The organism is Paenibacillus amylolyticus (assembly GCF_047302515.1).
Taxonomy (GTDB): Bacteria; Bacillota; Bacilli; order Paenibacillales; family Paenibacillaceae; genus Paenibacillus; species Paenibacillus amylolyticus_G.
On record NZ_CP168019.1, the window covers coordinates 4,105,614 to 4,124,236 of the forward strand.

The 18,623-nt window shown below is 42.8% G+C and carries 29 protein-coding genes; all 29 read right to left on the reverse strand.

The window, feature by feature from the left end:
- Positions 1–184: 184 nt before the first annotated feature.
- Complete coding sequence (locus ACDJ59_RS17700) at positions 185–847, reverse strand: HAD family hydrolase (RefSeq protein WP_413404519.1); 663 nt, start codon at positions 845–847, stop codon at positions 185–187.
- Positions 834–1,295: a GNAT family N-acetyltransferase gene (locus ACDJ59_RS17705; protein ID WP_413404521.1), complete on the reverse strand. Its 462-nt coding sequence runs from the start codon at positions 1,293–1,295 to the stop codon at positions 834–836. Before ACDJ59_RS17705 ends, ACDJ59_RS17700 begins: the two co-directional genes overlap by 14 nt.
- 94 nt (positions 1,296–1,389) lie before the next feature.
- Positions 1,390–1,560, reverse strand: coding sequence for a YHYH domain-containing protein (locus tag ACDJ59_RS17710; protein ID WP_094030640.1), 171 nt, complete (start codon positions 1,558–1,560; stop codon positions 1,390–1,392).
- Between the two features lie 109 nt (positions 1,561–1,669).
- Complete coding sequence (locus ACDJ59_RS17715; RefSeq protein ID WP_413404523.1) at positions 1,670–2,446, reverse strand: Cof-type HAD-IIB family hydrolase; 777 nt, start codon at positions 2,444–2,446, stop codon at positions 1,670–1,672.
- 82 nt (positions 2,447–2,528) lie between these two features.
- On the reverse strand, positions 2,529–4,091 hold the full coding sequence (locus ACDJ59_RS17720) for a PH domain-containing protein (protein ID WP_413404525.1): 1,563 nt from the start codon (positions 4,089–4,091) through the stop codon (positions 2,529–2,531).
- Positions 4,088–4,585 carry a PH domain-containing protein gene (locus ACDJ59_RS17725; RefSeq protein WP_413404529.1) on the reverse strand — a complete coding sequence of 166 codons (498 nt, stop codon included), beginning with the start codon at positions 4,583–4,585 and terminating at the stop codon, positions 4,088–4,090. The genes ACDJ59_RS17720 and ACDJ59_RS17725 overlap by 4 nt, the downstream gene beginning before the upstream one ends.
- A gap of 132 nt (positions 4,586–4,717) precedes the next feature.
- Complete coding sequence (locus ACDJ59_RS17730; RefSeq protein ID WP_413404531.1) at positions 4,718–5,278, reverse strand: GNAT family N-acetyltransferase; 561 nt, start codon at positions 5,276–5,278, stop codon at positions 4,718–4,720.
- A gap of 27 nt (positions 5,279–5,305) precedes the next feature.
- Positions 5,306–5,728 (reverse strand): hypothetical protein, encoded by a 423-nt coding sequence (locus tag ACDJ59_RS17735; protein WP_413404533.1) that lies wholly within the window; start codon positions 5,726–5,728, stop codon positions 5,306–5,308.
- A 101-nt stretch (positions 5,729–5,829) separates the two neighbouring features.
- Entirely contained in the window at positions 5,830–6,510 is a 681-nt protein-coding gene (locus tag ACDJ59_RS17740; protein WP_413404535.1) for a zinc dependent phospholipase C family protein, read from the reverse strand.
- Between the two features lie 135 nt (positions 6,511–6,645).
- Positions 6,646–7,425, reverse strand: a complete 780-nt coding sequence (locus ACDJ59_RS17745; protein ID WP_413404536.1) for a hypothetical protein — start codon at positions 7,423–7,425, stop codon at positions 6,646–6,648.
- A gap of 107 nt (positions 7,426–7,532) precedes the next feature.
- Complete coding sequence (locus ACDJ59_RS17750) at positions 7,533–7,676, reverse strand: hypothetical protein (protein ID WP_165790066.1); 144 nt, start codon at positions 7,674–7,676, stop codon at positions 7,533–7,535.
- Positions 7,677–7,856: 180 nt separating this feature from the next.
- Positions 7,857–8,189, reverse strand: a complete 333-nt coding sequence (locus ACDJ59_RS17755; RefSeq protein ID WP_413404538.1) for an HIT family protein — start codon at positions 8,187–8,189, stop codon at positions 7,857–7,859.
- Between the two features lie 39 nt (positions 8,190–8,228).
- Positions 8,229–8,819 (reverse strand): HD domain-containing protein, encoded by a 591-nt coding sequence (locus ACDJ59_RS17760; RefSeq protein WP_413404540.1) that lies wholly within the window; start codon positions 8,817–8,819, stop codon positions 8,229–8,231.
- 23 nt (positions 8,820–8,842) lie between these two features.
- Positions 8,843–9,682, reverse strand: a complete 840-nt coding sequence (locus tag ACDJ59_RS17765) for a GNAT family N-acetyltransferase (protein WP_413404542.1) — start codon at positions 9,680–9,682, stop codon at positions 8,843–8,845.
- Between the two features lie 53 nt (positions 9,683–9,735).
- Positions 9,736–10,197, reverse strand: a complete 462-nt coding sequence (locus ACDJ59_RS17770; RefSeq protein ID WP_413404544.1) for a GNAT family N-acetyltransferase — start codon at positions 10,195–10,197, stop codon at positions 9,736–9,738.
- Between the two features lie 31 nt (positions 10,198–10,228).
- Positions 10,229–11,122, reverse strand: coding sequence for a PhzF family phenazine biosynthesis isomerase (locus ACDJ59_RS17775; protein ID WP_413404546.1), 894 nt, complete (start codon positions 11,120–11,122; stop codon positions 10,229–10,231).
- Positions 11,123–11,199: 77 nt separating this feature from the next.
- The gene (locus ACDJ59_RS17780; protein WP_413404548.1) at positions 11,200–11,742 is read right to left on the reverse strand and encodes a GNAT family N-acetyltransferase; all 543 of its coding nucleotides are present in this window, start codon (positions 11,740–11,742) and stop codon (positions 11,200–11,202) included.
- A 6-nt stretch (positions 11,743–11,748) separates the two neighbouring features.
- Positions 11,749–12,159: a DUF6979 family protein gene (locus ACDJ59_RS17785; RefSeq protein ID WP_413404550.1), complete on the reverse strand. Its 411-nt coding sequence runs from the start codon at positions 12,157–12,159 to the stop codon at positions 11,749–11,751.
- A 25-nt stretch (positions 12,160–12,184) separates the two neighbouring features.
- A complete protein-coding gene (locus ACDJ59_RS17790) occupies positions 12,185–12,700 on the reverse strand; it encodes a nucleoside deaminase (protein ID WP_413404552.1) in 516 nt (171 codons plus the stop codon).
- Between the two features lie 94 nt (positions 12,701–12,794).
- Complete coding sequence (locus tag ACDJ59_RS17795) at positions 12,795–13,364, reverse strand: phosphoglycerate mutase family protein (protein ID WP_413404554.1); 570 nt, start codon at positions 13,362–13,364, stop codon at positions 12,795–12,797.
- Between the two features lie 14 nt (positions 13,365–13,378).
- A complete protein-coding gene (locus tag ACDJ59_RS17800; protein WP_413404556.1) occupies positions 13,379–13,870 on the reverse strand; it encodes an NUDIX hydrolase in 492 nt (163 codons plus the stop codon).
- A gap of 220 nt (positions 13,871–14,090) precedes the next feature.
- Positions 14,091–14,972 (reverse strand): adenylyl-sulfate kinase, encoded by an 882-nt coding sequence (locus ACDJ59_RS17805; RefSeq protein WP_413404558.1) that lies wholly within the window; start codon positions 14,970–14,972, stop codon positions 14,091–14,093.
- 24 nt (positions 14,973–14,996) lie between these two features.
- A complete protein-coding gene (locus ACDJ59_RS17810; protein ID WP_413404560.1) occupies positions 14,997–15,506 on the reverse strand; it encodes a hypothetical protein in 510 nt (169 codons plus the stop codon).
- A 276-nt stretch (positions 15,507–15,782) separates the two neighbouring features.
- Entirely contained in the window at positions 15,783–16,130 is a 348-nt protein-coding gene (locus ACDJ59_RS17815) for a hypothetical protein (RefSeq protein ID WP_413404562.1), read from the reverse strand.
- 106 nt (positions 16,131–16,236) lie between these two features.
- Positions 16,237–16,527 carry a hypothetical protein gene (locus ACDJ59_RS17820; protein ID WP_413404564.1) on the reverse strand — a complete coding sequence of 97 codons (291 nt, stop codon included), beginning with the start codon at positions 16,525–16,527 and terminating at the stop codon, positions 16,237–16,239.
- A gap of 15 nt (positions 16,528–16,542) precedes the next feature.
- Positions 16,543–16,953 carry a hypothetical protein gene (locus ACDJ59_RS17825; protein ID WP_413404566.1) on the reverse strand — a complete coding sequence of 137 codons (411 nt, stop codon included), beginning with the start codon at positions 16,951–16,953 and terminating at the stop codon, positions 16,543–16,545.
- The gene (locus ACDJ59_RS17830) at positions 16,950–17,396 is read right to left on the reverse strand and encodes a LytTR family DNA-binding domain-containing protein (RefSeq protein WP_413404568.1); all 447 of its coding nucleotides are present in this window, start codon (positions 17,394–17,396) and stop codon (positions 16,950–16,952) included. Before ACDJ59_RS17830 ends, ACDJ59_RS17825 begins: the two co-directional genes overlap by 4 nt.
- A gap of 170 nt (positions 17,397–17,566) precedes the next feature.
- Complete coding sequence (locus ACDJ59_RS17835; protein ID WP_413404570.1) at positions 17,567–18,067, reverse strand: hypothetical protein; 501 nt, start codon at positions 18,065–18,067, stop codon at positions 17,567–17,569.
- Between the two features lie 25 nt (positions 18,068–18,092).
- Entirely contained in the window at positions 18,093–18,596 is a 504-nt protein-coding gene (locus ACDJ59_RS17840) for a DUF4188 domain-containing protein (RefSeq protein WP_413404572.1), read from the reverse strand.
- Between the last annotated feature and the right edge of the window lie 27 nt (positions 18,597–18,623).

The following is an 18,623-nucleotide window of genomic DNA, read 5'->3' on the forward strand; positions in this document are numbered from 1 at the left end:
CCTTCCGATCGCTGTTATCCCCAGATTTTTTGATTCCTTTCCTAAGGGGAAAATCCGGGGATAAAGGCGAGGTTCATGCTTCCGAAGTAGCTTTCTTTCAGAAAGCTTTTAGCTCCGCTTCTTTAGGTTATTTCTGTCCTCTACGTTTTGTGTAAATGTTATATTCAATTTATATAATCGTCTTCTACAGCAGTTTCTTCAGCTCACTTAGATGCTCAATCGTATGTAAAGGACTAGTCGTAATCCTGTCCTGCCACGGCTGGTTGACCTTCATCCAGATGGTGCTCATGCCTACGCTTGCCGCTCCCTCAATATCGTTCACCGGATGATCGCCAATGTAGATGCATTGCTCTGGGCTTAGACCGAAATGATCTAGCGCAAGCTGAAATATGCGTGGATCGGGCTTTTTGACTCCAGCCTCTTCTGAAACAATAATATGGTCGTAATCCTCCCGAATACCGAGTTGATCGATTTTCCCATACTGAATATGGGTCTGCCCATTGGTGATTAACCCGGTTTGATATTTCCCCCGAAGATGCTGAACGACTTCTCGCGCCTGTTCCATCAGAACTGAACTTCGCACATACTCTCTGCCATAGAACTCCATCAGTTCTGCATGTGGCGGATGTTCTGCCCAAGGCAGTTCATTCAACAACTCGTTGAACAGAAGGGGTTTGTCCTTATAACCATCCTGGTCGAGTTCAATAATTCGTTTACTTATATCTTCGGTTGACTCAAGGTGACCAAAATAGGCCTTGATTAAACGCTGCGTGAAGCCGTCAAAGGTCATCGTTCTGTTCAGAATTGTATTGTCCAAATCAAAAATAACGGCTTTAATATGATCCATCTTTCTTCTCCCCCAATTCCAGTACATGCGTTATCTTCTCCATACTCGTCACTTCTCTAAATCCCAAGTCGCGATAAAAAGATCCAGCAACCGGTTGATCCGTGTACAGAACCAGTCGAGCGTAATGATTTTCCGCTTTTTGAATAACCGCATCCATCAACCTGCGCCCAACCCCATGTCTTCGAAATTCTCTCATCACATAAAGCCTGCGAATTCTTCCTGTATCAGTCACTTCAGAATAAGGATCTCTGTTCAGACCGCAGATCCCAACCACCTTATCGTGCACTCTGCATTCAAAAAGCGCTTCATCTTCTTGCTCGAATGTATTGATTCCTGTCTCATATTCATGGATTAATCGCTCGATATGTCTGAACCCCTCACTGGAGCTTTCGACCAGCATCGCCACTAAATCGTCATGATTCCACACCGATATCTCCTGTATCTGCATGGTGTAACCGCCTCCATCATTTTAAATCAATGGTACACATGCAAACCCAACCATACATTGAATGATGGCCGGGTTTATCTTGTACAGCTCATTATCATTTTTTCTTTTTGTGATAGTGATAACCCGTGCACAGACCCTTTTGTTTGGATTTGGCTGAACAGTTATGTCCACCGTTCTTATCCAGTCTGCCTGGATGAGCATAAGCGGAAGAGGATACACCAACAAGTACGACAAGAGACAGGATTACAATAACAACCTTTTTCATAAGTCACCCTTCGATCAACACCCTATGCTTTAGGGCTTAATACGTGCTATATCATTCTACATGATAATCCACAATTTGGATATCCTTCATCTTTTTAGCCGATCCATTCTCATAAAATCTTAAATTGCTTCAATGCATGGGTGACCCCATCTTCACTTGCCCGCAGGGTGACATAATCAGCGCTTTGTTTAATCCGTTCTCCGCCATTTCCCATCGCAATTCCGATTCCCGCATACACTAGCAGATCCACGTCATTCTCCCCATCGCCAAAGGCCATTGTATCCTCTCTGGATATCTTCAGGTAGTCGAGAACTTTCTCTGCGGCTATAGATTTGCTGACTTCGCTCGCTTCCAGCACATTCACTACATACGGATGGAATCTCACGAATCGTAAGGAAGGAAATCTGGATTGGAATTTCTCCGTCTCCGCTTCATCCGCATATAAACAAATGCAATATACGTCCTGTTCCAACGTGCTGATTTTCTGCGGGGAATTCATGAGTCCAAGTGTATCTCTTAACGCCTCAGTAACACGACCATCTGCTGTACACAACCCGTTTGTCTCAAATGACTCTGTAAAATATGAAATACTGTGCCCATGCAACTCGGCAAACTCACTGAATGCTCTAACCATCTGTGCTGAAAGTACAGACTTATGTATCACTTCATCACCTGCTTTGATCAATGCCCCATTAGCCGAAATGATTGTATCGATTCCGAGATTTCTGAATTCTTCGCATAAATTATAGGGCCTGCCTGTGACGAGTACGACTTGAACGCCTTTACGAATCAATTCCCGGATCGACTCAGCTGTACGCGGTGATAAACTCCGATCTATTTGGCTCAGCAACGTACCGTCCACATCAAAGAATACAGCTCTAATCAAAATGTACTTCCTCCTCTGTCTTCAATTAAAAAGAGCAAGCACAGAATAACCTTGTGTGGTCTTCCTGCACTTGCTCTTGCAATTAACGGGTCTGAACATCTTGGGTACGACCCATGTACCATGATTGAAATGATTTGGCCGTATCCAGGGAAATGTCATGTGCCCGATGATGCAGTACTGGCTTGGCGCGGTTTACCGTATGAATGGAAGCCACACCGAACCAACGCTGTAACACATTACGGGTGATCTGCACTTCGATGACTTTCTCACGTTTGGAGACGAAGAGGGTTGAAGTGAGCGCCCCGGTTCGAAGTTGAATGAAATTCTGATGCAGAATGTATCGGGTATGGAAAAAGTCCATCACTCTGCATGTTGCAATCCACACGAGCAGAATCGCGGAAATCATCCACCAGGCATGTTTCTGCCCAAACACCAATGGTTTGAAATACCACAATAAACCCGTGATCATGATCCATCCCCAACTTGGTTTGAGCAGGCGCAGCCATAGTGATATTCGTGGAAGTTTTTCCATCTCTTGCGTAACCCGATAGGATGGCAGGATCTCCTCAATCAGGGTATAGGCTTGCTTCACAGGCAAGAAGGGATAGAGCGAGTTCACTTCCTGCTCGGATTCTCCCAGACTACCTGCAGTGGTCAGTTCTACTTCCGCCAGTCCAAGCAGCCTTTTCATCGATGACTGTGTAATTTTGATGGCCTGGACTCGCTCTTTCAAGATTGAAAATGACGTTTGCTCCATCATGCCCTTCGAGATATAGATCCGTTTGGCATCCGAGGTGATCTGGAAATTTCCATACTTTACGAAGGTTCTGACTATGCCCAGAGCAATAGATATGATCAATAAAACTAAAATCATCAAACCGGCAATCCACCAGGAATCAAGCCAGGTTAATAACAAACTTTCCGTTACTTCTTCATCAGGGAAGAAGTCCTTCACCCAGGAATAGAGCGTAGCCAGAACCGGAATCAGTACGAGAAAACTAAGCGAGGTAAAGGATGCTTTGAATATGTCCTTGCGGGTGGAATGATAATGAACAACCCGTTCCTGTTTTTCTTTTGCAGGTAGAGACATGACTTCATCAGTTATAACAAGTTCGGATTGCGCCTCTCCCTCTTCCATAACCTGAACTGCATCCAACGTATCATGTTCCTCTGTTGCTCCTGCTGTTTCTGCTTCTTCAGCCATATGACCTGCTACAATCTTCTCCAGCTGTTCCGCTTCGGAAAGTGAAACAACGTGTAACTGAAAGGTAGCATCTTCTCCCTTAATCCCGGTCTCGAATCGGATCGACGTCACGCGGAACAACCGATGAAACAACGTCGTATGTCGGTTCACGTTCTGGACCTTGGTATACGGTATCGTTCTTCGAGTACGGTTGAACACACCACTGTAGATGTGAAAGGCCTTAACGTCTGCTGTATAACGAGAAGTAAACCACTTCCAGATGATTGACACGATGCCGATGGAAACACCTGCATAAAAGGCGATCCTTCCATAGAAAAGCCATTGGGACTCTGAGCCCTGACGGAAAACAAACAAAAACAGGACGATGGCGAACGAATTCTTCACCAATTTCCAAAGACTCCACAGCATCGTTAATGGATGATGTCGCTTCATATCGATCATTCATCCACCTCATTAATCCGCGCATAGGACGCAATCTGATGACGGAGTGCAAGCGCGACTTCCTCTGGCAAGGCCGGGATTTCATGCGATGAACCCATCGTGCCAACCGATACGGAATAGAGTCCATATTTTCGCATCAGAGGTCCCTGATTGGTCGTAACGGATTGCACTTTCGCCATGGGGATGATCTGATGTACCTTGGTTAGCGCCCCACGCTTCAGTTGCAGGAACTCCTCATTCACATCATAGAACCAATGCTTGTATAACCATGACGGCTGGATGAAAATATCCCACACCGCATAAAGCACCGATATGGCTGTAACGCCCCACAAAATCCAACCAATCCACGTCTTCCATCCATAGATGGAGTCGAGTATTAACAGTACGGCAAGGATCAGGAAACCTATTACATTCCATATGATGGCGCTAATTCTCCACAAGTTTACCGCATGAGGGGACAGCCGTTGCTCGGGTGTATTCCACTGGATTGACATTTGTTCACTCCTTTTGTCCTCGGGTACATAAAAACACACATGATACAATGTACGAACAATCGTTCACGATCGATGCAAAAAGATAAAGAGATGACCCCTATCCAATACAGGTCGTCATCTCTTTTGTTCATTTCATTTTACTATAAAATTCTGTACTTCACATAACCAAACCATATGGTCAGTTCCTTCGCCCCAGTAGTTGTTCGCCACCACATAGGGTTCACCGAATTTCCGTTGCCACTTCTTCTGTGCGATCTGGTAACCGCTATCTAGACAGAATTGCTGAATTCCCAGCCGTTGCAGTTCAGTAACCAGTGCGAGAATGAGCGCCGAACCAACCCCCTGTCCTTGTACTTCGGACAACACATACAGGCTACCCAGTTCTCCGATACCGTTCAGCCGGCCCTCTGTACATTCTCGAATCTCCTTACCACACGGTCCATACGAGATTGTGCCTACAATAACATCTCCCATTTTGGCGACGAGGAAAAACACACTTGCTTTGATGTTTTCCTTTGCTTGCAATGCCATGTGAATCATCGCTTTTTTATGGGCTATTTCCTCCTGAATATCAACCAGTAGCGAGCCTATTCCCTCCTGTTCGAATGCTGCCGGGATCGTTGTCTCGAATACCCGATACGCTCCCTCTGCATCTGATCGTGTCAAAGGTTCAATGGTAATTTTGTCATCCACAGGTTCTTCTCCGTTCCATATACCTTCTTAATCTGTACGTCTCTGAATCAGTCTTCTTAGTTGATTCGCATCTTCAAGAGGAATGCTATATCCAGTATGCGTGTCTTCCTCGTTTACTAACAAGCCTTGCATCTTGGGATCCGTTCCCAATGAAAAATCATACCGTGTAACCGAACCATCTGCATTATTAATACTCATCTTGTACTGCGTACCATAATCAATAATACCCGGCATACGCTCTGCCTTATGTATGGCTTTCATCATGATTCGAATCTCGTCAGGTCGATCAAACTCAACATCTTGGCATGGTTCCGAGGCGAGGTTGGGATTACACGTTAAAGTGATCAGTACAGGAAGCCCTTCTTCCGCGTTCGATTCATTCGGTTGACTGCACCCTGCAATGAACGTGGCAATGACGACTACGAGCAACACTCCTACATATCTCACCATACTGCGTGCCCCCTGACTTCGTGTTAAATAAACTAGTAATGAGTAGAGAAGTAATAAATACAGTATATAATGACTCAACTGCACTAACTAACTATCTATATTCATATCAAGTTACGTAATTCCGGGTCCCATGAAGACAACATAGAGATCAGTCGCTCTATGGTCTCTTCCACAAATACCTGAACTCTCTCACCCGTGATGAACTCAGGAGTAATTCCCGGTTCTTCCCCATTAAGAAAAGAAAACGTGTGGTCCCGCCAGCGTACAATCTCATCAGCAGTTAAACGACCCGTCATGTCATAACCTGGTGAACTGTTGAGCACCTGCCATACCTCTTCGCTCCAACTTGAACCTTGATAGAGATTAAAATCGATCTGGTCCGTCTCCTGGTAATATAAATGCGACAGTTCTTCCTTGGACCTACTAATGCCTGTATGTTGATCTACCTTGTTGACCCGTTCGACGAATTCAGGATGCACACTTCGGAACCAGTAATAGTCTGTCAGCACATGCATAAAGTATCCTCGCACAAACCACTTCCATCCTTCATCGGTAAGTTGTTGCATATAGCTTGAGTAGAAATATTTCAGTTCATCAACATAATCTCCATAATCTTTCGGGTTAAAATGGGTGTATTCCTTATCATCTCTAATTGTACCTTCGCGCATATGTATGGAATCCGGGGCGATATTCCCCAGATAGAATGAACCTCGATCAGCCTGCATTTGCAGCGAGTCTGCAATCAGATTAGCAATATTGAGATGAACCATAGGTAACGGCATAGAGTTAATCTCCTTTTATCGGGAAGTATTCTACTATACTTAGAAAAAGAAACGATATAACCTACTGGTGCAACGCAGATCACGCGAATAGTGAGACTTCGCTAGGTTCCACCTTTTTTCACCGTAGATGCGTGATTATCCCTGAATTCTCTCCACTTGCATGCGGTCAAACAGCTGCTCCAGATCCGTATGGTACTCCGGGTGCTCCTTCACAAGCAGACTAATGTATTCCGACCCACACTCATAGAATACCAGACGATTAAACGGAGCTGTATCTCCAAAATGATTGCTTTCCTGTCCAAATTTTGCCCGAATCAGATTCTCAATATAACGCGCGTAACCCTCGTTCCACTCCAACCAGCTCCAGTACTCGGCTTGCTCTTCATTTAATGAAGTGAACAACGCCTTTCTAGCTGTGTGTACTAGTGTCAGGTCTTTACTCTTCAAAGCAGACAACAATGAGTTAATCCGTTCCACAACGACTTCATCTTCATACGGAAACTCATAATCCAGTTCCCATGTTACGCGCTTCAGTTCGTCCATTTTATGCTTAATCTTGAGACGGTTGACGATCCGTTCATCATATTTCTCATATACATAACAATGAACATATTCGTGGAACAGATAGACTTTCTGCTCCAGATCTTTGAACGCTGTATCCGTTACAATCGCACACATTCGTCCGTCCATATGGTGCACCGGCATAGCAGCAAGGCATTCATCTGGAATATATAAATCGTCCGGTACCGTCTTCACCCACTCATATTGCTGTGTTTTGGACGAATAATCATAGATATATAATAAAGCTTCATAGGCTACAACCACTGGATAATGTTCTGCAAACAAAGGATGTAGGCTAACCAAGTCTTTCTGAAGCTCGTTTAACTCGTTAATTTGCTCTAAAAAAGCATCCATATCATTAACCTCTCTTTACTGGATTGATGCGTTAATCATACTAGAATAGAAAAGATAAAACACTGAGAGAAAAATGATAATTCTGTTCGAGTATGAGATGGTGAACGTTAGAAGCGCTCTCCGCGTTTCTCATACAGGTAGATATCCAGTGCCTGAATCCCACGTCGGGCTAGCTTAATAAACAGGATCAGCGCATACACGCCCAGTCCATATAACAACACATTAATCAACATTAGAAATATCGTAATCATAATTGTTATTCCTCCTATTAGACCCTTTTAAATGTTCACTCCCTATTCTAGCATATTTTTCCTCAGTTAACTTTTGGGTAGATGTGAGAGTCGCTTAGCGTACTTATTGGTTGAAAAACGAAAAAATCTCCCAGACCCGTATGTTAAAGGTGGAAGATTTTTTATCCGGTATACAGTTTCCTAAGTTCGCTCACCACTGACTATATGCCAATGTTGATGCTTGGAGTCTTGATAACTGCCCAAGTTAGTTACAATCTTCGACGAGCCTGTCTGTTCCACCATGTCAGCAGCAATCTTTTTAATGACACGCATCATCTCCAATAAAAGTTCATCATTATTCTCTGCTTCTTGGGAAATGAATGACTGGATATGAATCTTGGGAATCACCACGATATGGTGTTCGTAGTATGGACGGGTATGGTGATAGGCTAGTACTTGATTTGTTTCCCAAACAATATTTACTTTTGTTTTACCACTGAGCACTTCATCACAATAAAAATCCTCCGTCATCATGCTCCTCCTTCTTCAAAATACATACGTTTAAACGTATCCTTATGATTTGGTCAAGATTCCCTGATCCACGGATTTCTGAATAAGCTGCTGCGCATACTCCCACAATGTTTCGGAACCGTTCGCAATCTCACGGTTTCTGTTTAATATCTGATCACTGGTAATGTTATATTTCTGCCACGTATCTCCCTCATTCTGATGATTATGGATCAGAGGCTGCAACCGATCGAGAGATGAGGCAAATTGTGCTTCAGGCGTCTGCTTTGCTTCAAACTCTAACCATAACTGGAGTAGTTCTTCAGCCTGTTCCTTAGGCAACATACCAAACAGCCGATGAGCCGCTTGGAGTTCACGATCATATTTATCCGTATTCCCCACCGTATCGTAGGCAAAAGTATCTCCCGCATCAATCTCAACCAGATCATGAACGAGAAGCATCTTAATGACTTTGAGGATATCCACATCCTTGTTGGCATGACTCTGCAAAACCAAGGCCATCATCGCCAGATGCCAGGAATGCTCCGCATCATTTTCAAGTCTCTCACCATGCATAATTCTCGTTTTTCGTTCAATCGTTTTGAGTTTATCAATCTCAATAAGAAATTGAATCTGATCCTGTAATGATTCGCTCACAGCACATCCTCCTTCAGATCCATCTACGAGGATAGATCATACCAGTAAACTCTATAGTTAAAATCCAGTGACATGCCAACACCCTGTGCCAGACGGATTGAGCCCGCATTGTCCGGTGAACAATCCCAATATGGATGTATACCTACACGACCGCATTCTTCTACAAAAGCTTTTGCCACCATCGTACCATAATTTCTTCTTCTGTAGACTTCAACCGTTTCAATATCAACCGCATGTGTCTGATCTGCAATAAATGCCGAAAGGCAAACACTCGCGATATCATCGTTATGCACTGCAATGTAGCCACAGCCATGCTGTAAAAAATCATCTATTGTCGTCCAGAAGTGAGAGATTTTATCCATAAGAAAAGGAAAATTGTTATAGCTTTTCTCTTCTAATAGTACTTCATCTATCCTGAGAATTTTGACTTTCTCGTCCTGTGAAGCACATATGTCGAGAGGTACTTGCTGACTTATCGAATTTGGATTCAACTTGAATACATGCTGAATATCACTGGAGATATCTCTTTTCCCGGAGATGTGCCGAAGAACATCTTCCCAGGCTTCATCCACCACACCAATTTCAACAGCATGCATATGTAAGTCCAATAACTCAGGTTCAATACGTTCCCACATGTACTCTTTCAATTCATTCAGAAAGGGCTCACTTCGAGAGTCGCCGATCAACTGAAAACCAGATTGTCCATGTACCCAAATTAGAGCTGCTGTGATATTCTCTGCATCATCTACATATATCCGTCCCGGGTTCAAGCCAGACGCCACCGCCTTGACTTCAATATTCTTACACGAGTCCGTGAGATGTTTTACTTTGTGGAAATCATGTTTATTAATCTCGGTAATCATAGGTTCATTCCTCCCGAATTCAAAACAAAGCCATAAAACGTGTGTAACCTCTATCAAATCTTATATTCATAGATTCTCGTCTCTTCATCATCGAGCAGATATCCTTTACCGATATAGGCCCAGTTATTTTTTTCATAATAATCAGTCAGATCAGTACACAAATACAGCTTGTCATACCCTTTTGCTTTCACCTCATTCATCGCATGGGTCTGAAGTTGTCCACCCAGGTTTCGGCCCCGATATTCTGGATCAACATGAAGACACGCAAACCAGGGAAAGAGATCCTGCCTGCTATTCAGATCGCTTCGCAACAAAGCGTACCCACCGATAATTCGGTCTCCGTCCAACATCACGTAAAATCTCGGCACATCGCTCTCTGTATCCACAGAACGCTCTATACAATCCCGATAGAAATGGAAGCTTGATTCCGAGCCCCATTGTTTCCAGAAATACTGTACTGCTTCTTGCAGCACGTCCGGCTTCTGCCGAGTATCAAAAATTTGCAAAATGTTCATCTCCCTTCACGCTTTTTGCTTCCGTATAGGATCAAATGTCCAATTCAACGTTCAGTTCACGCACAAAAACAGCTGTCCCCTTCATTCTGACATCCATATCCTCACCATCCCGAATCACACTCACTTGAACCTTTCCATCTCTTCCAATCTCATGCCCTTGCTCTACCACAAACTGTACCTCATCAATTTCCGGTTTCACATACGTTAGATAATAGGCACCCATTACCCCGGAGGCTGTTCCAGTCACTGGATCTTCTGTAGTACCTGAGTACGGTGAAGAGAAATGTCTGGCATGCATCATCGCATCGGAATCACGGGTTTCAAAACAAAAGGGGTGTAGGGAAGCTTTGGGATTATCAATTAAAATTCCTGGGAACAGGGAAGAATCCGGTTTCATTTTCATAAAGGAGTTCAGTTCACGAATCGGGATTAATAACGTCCAGGCTCCCGTACTTCCATAAACGATTGGAGTTGAAAGGTCAACCTCATCCAGAGTGAGATTGATGGCGCTTACCAGCTTCTCGATATCCCCCTGGAACGGTATAAACTGCGGCTGATCCTGTTTCATTTCCATGTAAATGGTGTCGGCATTGCACTCAAATCGTATGGGTAATGTACCTACATTGGTTTCAATCGTGATTAACTCTTTGTCACTTAACATCCCACGCGTCTTCAATCCATACAGTGATGCCATTGTGGCATGACCACACAGATTAATCTCATGGCCCGGCGTAAAATAACGTAATCTGACGTCAGCTACTTCAGAATTCAACACAAATACTGTCTCATTAAAACCAACCTTATAAGCGATCTGCTGCATCTCCGTCTCACTGAAATGATCAGCATCAAAAACCACTCCTGCCGGGTTACCTTGACCCGGAACGGTAGAGAAAGCATCATAATGATAAACCGTAATTCTCCCCATGGTTATAACCACCCTTGCCCTAATTTACGAGAAACACAACAGAACCAACGTAGTCATCTTATTTCCTCCCGTACCTATTAGACTGACTTAAATTCTCTATCCAAAATCGAGAAAAAGTACTGGTCTGTCCACTGATTGTTCCACCATAGTTCTTCCTGGTAGACGGCCTCCCGTGTCATACCCACATGCTTCATCAGTGCTGCTGAGCGAACGTTTTGTGAATTGCACATACCGACGACCTTATGAGCTTGTAACTCTTGAAACGAAAATTGTAACAAAAGACGTGTAGCCTCGCTCCCATATCCGTTGCCTGCGTATTCTTGAAGCACACCGTATCCAAGTTCCCAGCTTTTTCGGTAATCCACATAACTCCACATTTGAACAATACCAATGGGTGTATCTTCCGGATCATTCAAGCGGCGTATAACAAAATCATAGGCATACGGTTTCTCATCTGCGACAGCAAAATGGCTGCCATATTTCTCACGGACCTTTTCCTCATCCGTTTCAACAGTTTCCTCAAAGCTCCATATATTTGTGTCACATTCAAGTTGACATATGAAGTCGAGGTCCTGCTCTGTGACCGTTGTTATTCTTACCTTCTCTCCCACGAATTCCATGTGGATTCATCTCCTTTCTGTAAGGATCATTCCTTTTCCCCATAGTCCTTTAACAATATCGACCTGATAGTTTGACTTAATCACTTTGCCCTCAGTGACTGCTGACCACAATCTCTTACTATCTTCATGAACCATACTAGAGTTCTTATAAAATAACTTAACCGTGTTAATGGCATATCTTTTATTTAACGAGTTCTCTCTATGATTATATCTCCCTTGGGGAATAACTCTGACATAACCATCCTCACACAGACCTAGAAAAGCAGTTCTGGGGCAGCCTTTCCGTTGTCCCCAACTTCCCTCACCGAACAACTCTCCAGTTGCAAAACTCCAAGCCTCAACTGGGTTAACAAATTTCTTGGTCTCTACGTAATGAACTGCATTAATAGCGGCTTGAACATATTTGTTTTGAGACATACCAACATCCCCTTTATAAAAAAGATCATTGCTTCGGAATCTCCCACTCTGTATCAAGCAAACCTCTACCAATATTCCATTTGGCGAGCAATGCTCTCTGTTTATTTTCCAGATCAAGGTATGGTGCTGCAACGCAGGATAATGTGTCAAACATATGGATAAAATGAGGCCCTTCCTTAAAACGTCGAAGCCCTCCATATTCTTCATCATCCGCTGCCCATACAATCTTTTTAATCCCCGACATTAATATGGTACAAGAGCACATAGGACAAGGTTCACAGGTAGTATAAAGCGTCAAGTCTTTCTTCTTCGAGAATTTCTTCTTCTCTACATCCAGCAAATGTTTTCCTGCCCGACGAATGGCATCCACCTCAGCATGTGCGGTGGGGTCGCAATCCGAGAAAACTCGGTTCCTGCCTTTACTCACGACAATCCCATCCACATCCACGATTATCGCACCAATCGGATACGTTCCTTCAATAAGTGATTGTTCTGCTTCTTCCAGAGCCAAAGTTAAATATTCATAATCCGATAACTTCATTGAAAGTCCCCCTGAGTACAGTTATAGTCGCTTATAAAGCAACTTCCTTGTGTTAATGTGTAGTAAAAGTGATTGATGGGATCTCCTTAGATCGTTAAAAGTTCCTGATCGTGTACTGCTCTGCTTCACCAAGAAAATCACTTTTGGTTAACTCTTTTTCTCCGAGTAATATCCTGTAGTTCGATATCGTACCGTCATGTGAAATGATAAACGTATTGCCGCTCTGTTGCCTGCACCATTCAAGAAGCTTTTCAGCTAATATCTGGAACCGATGTGCATCCATTTGATTAATACTTTCTTCCCAATAATCGAACCCCAATTCAACGATTCTTATGTCAGTATACTGATGACTGAGCTCTTCCTTGGAATAGATCTGATCACAGACGAAAGGAACAATCTCTGGATTCTGAGGAAACATTCTTGGGCCAACCAGCAGGCTGAAGAACGCAAGATTTTTGTTAGGGGTTAGAAGGAGTGCTGTTTCGATCGTACGTTTCGTTGGACTAACCAAAATGACGTCTTCAGGCGCAAAAACCACTTGTTTACGCAACGCTATGACTTGACTTTTTCCCAATTCAGTGAGGCCAGGATGCAGACAATTTAATTGGTTTGGATAATCCATCAAGTGTTCGCCATGACCATGACGAATAAATGTAATGTCCATAGGTACCTATTCCTCTATTTCTGAATGAAGTGTTTGATGCCTTTTGCATCAAGAAGGTTACTCAGTTCCTTTTTCAAAAACACAGGATATACTTCCATCCGCTCCAGTTGGTCCAAGGAAAACCATTGGAAAGTTAACTTACCGTTATCTTCTAAACCTTTGAATTCGGTTTCACTATATAGCTTATGGGCTTCCGGCAATGTGATGAGATAATAAAAGCCAACTTCATGATACTTCAGACCATCATATTCAAAGAAATCTTCACTAACATATGCGAGCCTTTGCGCTTCTACATGAACACCCAGTTCCTCCATCATCTCTCGCACAATAGCCGCTTCTGTTGTCTCGTTTAATTTCACCCGACCTCCGGGCAGATTCCAGAAATCATCCTGTTCAGTCGTATGCAAAAGAACTCTTCCCGCATCCATCACAATACCTGCCACACGGAAGTTGAATTTGTTGTTATTTTGTTCATACGATACATTATTGTTATCTGCAGTGGTCATCTCGCTGACCACCCATCAGCAAATCCGTCCATGAATCCCATGATGAATGAGGGAATGATGAGTACGAGCAATAAAATTAAACTGGCTATGCCCCATCTAAGAATTACTTTCCGTTTGCTTCGAACACCTATAATAATTAAGATTGCGGTTGTTGCAATTAAGGCTACTCCATAAAATGTCATAAAACTGACCTCCGGTATGTATTCGTATTTCATTAAGGTTACTGCAGAATCTTTTCTAGCTTGTGCCTACAAACCTCGCGGTCATAATCCGAATTATCCAGCCATACCTTATCCATTTGCAGTAACCCATAGATTTCGGACTCCAGCTTCTTTCTTTCCTGCAAAACCTGTACCGTACCCTTAACACCCTGATGACCCTGTGCATGCCCCAAACCCTGGTTCGTATAATAATTAATGAATCCCTCTGACCATTCTTTTGGTCTTTCACTAACCGCCTTATTAAAGGTATAGGATACATCTTTCTGGTCGATATAGATGAGAAGCGGATTCAGAGCATGAATGATACGCCCCAGTTCCAATACATACTGCACGTTCTGCTCTTTGGATTGATTGCATTTTACGAGACCCATGGTTAGTGGATTCTGGATAAAACAACACTCAAATATCGTGATGCAGTCATCCTTCGTGCTTAACACATTTTGGGTGAAATCTTGCCACTTCTCGGTGATCAGCTTAACATTTTGCTCAAAAGGAATTTCGTAAATATCTCGGCTGAAAATATTCTTTACAATGTGAACGGGCAGATCTATTCCCCACTGTTCTTTCATCTTACGATAAGGAATCAGGAAACCTTGATCATGAGCAATCGCATTGCTTTCCAGAATCTCTCTGTATTCTTCATGTGTTTTCAATAAAGCCTCGAAGTCTCCAGCATAATAAAAAGATACGCCTTCGTAATCAGCAGGGTGATCCAAGTCCCCTTCTTGAAATAGTTGTACCGTCTTGCCTTGTTCTATCAAAATTTCGGATACCATTTTGGCAACCGTCGACTTGCCTGAACCCGGTAATCCTTCAATGAGTATTAATCGCCCAGCCATCATTACATCATCCTTTAGGTTGTATAAAATTTTCAGCTCCATGATCAAGACAGTGTTCTACTGTGCTTAATCAATGTCTGCAAAAATCCATTGCGCGTTATCGCCATCTTCTTTCTTTTTCCAAAACACCATCGTATTGCTATACTCTTCGTCGTTCTCATTTAACTCATTAACTATCACCAATGCCTGATAGAGCTTCCTTTGCTCCTGTATAGTTATGTCGCTCATGGAAGTAACCTTTAGAACTTTGTATCTTCCCATGCCCGATATAGGAGATTCAGGATCAATCAAACTCATATATGCTTTTTCATCCTTTTCGTATAAATAACGCATACGGGCATTCATAAGTTTGACTATTTCCAATTTGTCACCGGTATAGTTTGTTTCATCGAGATACTCTGGTGGGATGTCTTCCTTCTCATGGGATGTCGATATTTCTTCATCCTGTTGTGTCTCTTTTGCTGTGACACTTTGAGCCGAGGAATCTATTGATTGTTGTGCATCTTCAGTGTTTTCCTGGTTCTGACAGGCCACTAGAAGTAGAAATAATAATGAAACTACGGTTAACTTTTTCATAGTCAGCCCTCCATTCAATCATGGATAATACTCCCCTGGTAAAGACCTTAAATGCCTTTAATTTAAAATAGAGACTTCCTATGTATGTAAAATTTTCTCTCAAGGTACATCATAACCCATAATGTGGAATTTGCGAATAAACGAAGTTAACCATCTCTGTTTCTATCGCATTTCGCGCAAAAAACCACGCTTCTCTGCACGAGTTACATCATGCAAAGCGCGTGGTTATCAGCAGAACTTTCACTCAACTTTTGTAACTGTCCACAATCAATCTACCTATCTATCAAATAACATATTCATTATGCCGACCGCTTCAATCTGGACCTCTTTTTCTTCATTATCCGAGAAAAGGTAACTATATGTTGAAAAGATTCCCATATGCAGTATATGTCCACCTTTATAATGAAGCGTCTTTTCTTCACCGTCGATCGTCTGCGTAAACGTCCTACCTTCATTCACATCATACGAAGAATGGATGTCATGTTCACTTGCGAGCCACGCAACAAAATCTTCTTCGTTTGGATTGGTCATTACTAGAATAACGAGCAGAACAACAAGAACAACAATGCCCGTTCTTAGTCCTGCGCCCTTCTTGCCACCATGCTGTGTGTTTTCACCCTTCATCCCGTTCACCCCGTTTCTTGAACAGTAATCTCTACGTTCTTCGCCAAAACCCAACCACTCAATCCATACGAGGATGAGATCACCATATACTTGTATTTCTCCTCGATCAGCCGGATTTGCAATTCGTCATAGGAATCATAACTGACAGGCCAACCATAGCCCTTCCCCGACTATAAGGGATAAAATGCTCTATATCCCACTCATCCAGATCCAAAATAATGCTGCCATGCAGCGGTGTATCAAACGCATGGGCCATTACACCAGAGAATAAGACATCCATATTTTTCGGTACAGCATGACTTGAACGAGTGCGCATCCTGATTCTTTTGTTCTCTAAATCAACTTCGTAACTTAATATGATGTTGTCATGCAAACTTGGCAGTTCCTCCTCATTCATACTTGTTCTCCTTACCTACTTGAGAATGTTATTTAACTCTTCCGCTTTTTTCCTGCTATCCATTCTAGCATAAAAATAAAAAGCGATGACGTGCAGCACGATAGATAACAACCACATGCCGGGGAACCAGGGAGCGATGAATTGGAACATGTCTACTGAGAATAACCATATCATCGCCATACCTCCTGCAATATTGAATGTGGAAGAAATGACGATATTCCATATCGGTTTTAACGTAAAATAGTTCCACAGTATGTTATACATCATTCCAAACAACACAGCTGCAATAAAAGCAATACCCGCTATGTTCCATAAATAGGACATCTGAATGGGCAGATCACCAAAGAATATTGTAGCCAAGAGCGTGATCCATAGCGTCATTATAGTGAATACTTGAAAAAAAGAATGTCTAAGTTGAGTAATCATGATAATTTCCCCCTAAAGTTTTTAATATAAAATCGGCTGACGAAGTAACTGGAGCTATCACTCAGGTCTACCTTAATTCGAGCATGGTCTGTTGCAGAGAATGAAGTGATATACCGCGTATTGATGATCGTTTGATTATTGATTTTTACAAAATGAAGGTCATCCAGATCCTCTTCTACAAATTTCAGACGTTTATGAAGCAAGTACCTCTCACCTGAGATCACCCGGACACAGCACATCCGATCCTCTGATTCAAAGGCAACCACCGAGCTCAATTGGATCTGTATATTGCGATTATTCTTGACATGGATGACCGTTAATTGAGTTTCCGATTCGCAGATTGCCTTCTGAATACGGTCCCACTTCGACTTCTCTGCCGGATGTGTTATGACCTTGGCTAACCTTTTTTCAACTGCCGTGTCCTCTTCAAAAATGACTTTCATGTGTTTCCCCTCCTCTCACAACTCATACTACAAGCATAGTTACGACAATCCCACTGTATTGCGTTTTGTTGCAGGATTTTGCAAGTTTGTTGCATCAGCACTACATAGATACGAAAAAGAACCACTCCATGGGAGCAGTTCTTCTATTATAAGGAGGTGCTACGTTAACCTTACTCAATCTCCAGATACATCTCCTGATTTTGCAGGATTATCTTATTCATATGTGCAATAGCTGCTTGCGCCACGGTCTGATAGGTCGCATATAACGCCTCTGTTCTCTGAAGCAAAATCGGGTCCTTATCCAGATCCGTTGCTAACACCTCACGCCACTCTTCACCCACTCTGTTTTTGTCCGTAATCAGGCATTCAATCTGTTCAAGTACATTCACCATTTCATCTAAATGAAAAAAGCGCATCCCATTTTCTATTCCATTCCAACTCTTGATCTCAATGATGTTATATGCCGAAAACCAATAAAATTCTGCCAGACTCTTCGTGTGATTGTGATAGGAATAGAACAGAAATAAAGCTTGTTGCCCTTCGTGTAACTGTCGGTATATCTCTGTTTTGGCTGCCATATCTCTGCCACGTACCGAAACAAGCATCGGTTCAATACACAGCCAGCTAAGTTGTTTTGAATATATATCTTCTGGTAGAAGTTTAGCCTTCATAACATGCTCCTTTCTTGTCACCACTTTAAGGATTCTCTGGTGCTTCCACTGCCGGGTCATTCTTTCTGCCCATTCTGCGTCTGGATGTCTCCATCTTCCCTGTCGAAGGCACATGTTCAGACGCTTTAGCTAATCCGAACTTGGGCATGTTGGCGTATACGGTCTCGAAGGAACCTGTCTGAGCCTTGTATGTTTCATGATAGATTCCTACTGTTCCGTCAGTACCAATGGATCTGTTGAATTTTTTCCAAGCTTCCAAGTGTAATCCGCCCCGTGCGTATTTCTCCAATTCATCGTAAGAGCGCCAGTATTGTAGTAACGTCACCCCGCGCCAGCTTATAAAATATTCTGTACTCAGAAAACCGGTCTCTGGATTCATATATAATTCTTTAATCATCGGACCCATGGACTTAAAGACAGGCAGCCATTTATGTATAGCCCACAGACGATTGATCCTCATGCCGATAATAAAAACAACAAATTCTTCCTCAATCTGAGCTGAATATCTTCCCTTATGAATGTTCGCCATGTCAATTCTCCTTCTCGTCAAACATGT

Coding starts and splice junctions, on each gene's coding strand:
- ACDJ59_RS17790 (WP_413404552.1), bottom strand. CDS start 12,700: ATGAAGTTATCGGATTATGAATATTTAACTTTGGCTCTGGAAGAAGCA.
- ACDJ59_RS17765 (WP_413404542.1), bottom strand. CDS start 9,682: ATGATTACCGAGATTAATAAACATGATTTCCACAAAGTAAAACATCTC.
- ACDJ59_RS17805 (WP_413404558.1), bottom strand. CDS start 14,972: ATGGAGCTGAAAATTTTATACAACCTAAAGGATGATGTAATGATGGCT.
- ACDJ59_RS17825 (WP_413404566.1), bottom strand. CDS start 16,953: ATGATTACTCAACTTAGACATTCTTTTTTTCAAGTATTCACTATAATG.
- ACDJ59_RS17815 (WP_413404562.1), bottom strand. CDS start 16,130: ATGAAGGGTGAAAACACACAGCATGGTGGCAAGAAGGGCGCAGGACTA.
- ACDJ59_RS17740 (WP_413404535.1), bottom strand. CDS start 6,510: ATGCCGTTACCTATGGTTCATCTCAATATTGCTAATCTGATTGCAGAC.
- ACDJ59_RS17810 (WP_413404560.1), bottom strand. CDS start 15,506: ATGAAAAAGTTAACCGTAGTTTCATTATTATTTCTACTTCTAGTGGCC.
- ACDJ59_RS17775 (WP_413404546.1), bottom strand. CDS start 11,122: ATGGGGAGAATTACGGTTTATCATTATGATGCTTTCTCTACCGTTCCG.
- ACDJ59_RS17780 (WP_413404548.1), bottom strand. CDS start 11,742: ATGGAATTCGTGGGAGAGAAGGTAAGAATAACAACGGTCACAGAGCAG.
- ACDJ59_RS17830 (WP_413404568.1), bottom strand. CDS start 17,396: ATGAAAGTCATTTTTGAAGAGGACACGGCAGTTGAAAAAAGGTTAGCC.
- ACDJ59_RS17720 (WP_413404525.1), bottom strand. CDS start 4,091: ATGATCGATATGAAGCGACATCATCCATTAACGATGCTGTGGAGTCTT.
- ACDJ59_RS17785 (WP_413404550.1), bottom strand. CDS start 12,159: ATGTCTCAAAACAAATATGTTCAAGCCGCTATTAATGCAGTTCATTAC.
- ACDJ59_RS17750 (WP_165790066.1), bottom strand. CDS start 7,676: ATGATTACGATATTTCTAATGTTGATTAATGTGTTGTTATATGGACTG.
- ACDJ59_RS17745 (WP_413404536.1), bottom strand. CDS start 7,425: ATGGATGCTTTTTTAGAGCAAATTAACGAGTTAAACGAGCTTCAGAAA.
- ACDJ59_RS17725 (WP_413404529.1), bottom strand. CDS start 4,585: ATGTCAATCCAGTGGAATACACCCGAGCAACGGCTGTCCCCTCATGCG.
- ACDJ59_RS17700 (WP_413404519.1), bottom strand. CDS start 847: ATGGATCATATTAAAGCCGTTATTTTTGATTTGGACAATACAATTCTG.
- ACDJ59_RS17820 (WP_413404564.1), bottom strand. CDS start 16,527: ATGAATGAGGAGGAACTGCCAAGTTTGCATGACAACATCATATTAAGT.
- ACDJ59_RS17770 (WP_413404544.1), bottom strand. CDS start 10,197: ATGAACATTTTGCAAATTTTTGATACTCGGCAGAAGCCGGACGTGCTG.
- ACDJ59_RS17835 (WP_413404570.1), bottom strand. CDS start 18,067: ATGAAGGCTAAACTTCTACCAGAAGATATATATTCAAAACAACTTAGC.
- ACDJ59_RS17755 (WP_413404538.1), bottom strand. CDS start 8,189: ATGATGACGGAGGATTTTTATTGTGATGAAGTGCTCAGTGGTAAAACA.
- ACDJ59_RS17705 (WP_413404521.1), bottom strand. CDS start 1,295: ATGCAGATACAGGAGATATCGGTGTGGAATCATGACGATTTAGTGGCG.
- ACDJ59_RS17800 (WP_413404556.1), bottom strand. CDS start 13,870: ATGACCACTGCAGATAACAATAATGTATCGTATGAACAAAATAACAAC.
- ACDJ59_RS17735 (WP_413404533.1), bottom strand. CDS start 5,728: ATGGTGAGATATGTAGGAGTGTTGCTCGTAGTCGTCATTGCCACGTTC.
- ACDJ59_RS17710 (WP_094030640.1), bottom strand. CDS start 1,560: ATGAAAAAGGTTGTTATTGTAATCCTGTCTCTTGTCGTACTTGTTGGT.
- ACDJ59_RS17795 (WP_413404554.1), bottom strand. CDS start 13,364: ATGGACATTACATTTATTCGTCATGGTCATGGCGAACACTTGATGGAT.
- ACDJ59_RS17840 (WP_413404572.1), bottom strand. CDS start 18,596: ATGGCGAACATTCATAAGGGAAGATATTCAGCTCAGATTGAGGAAGAA.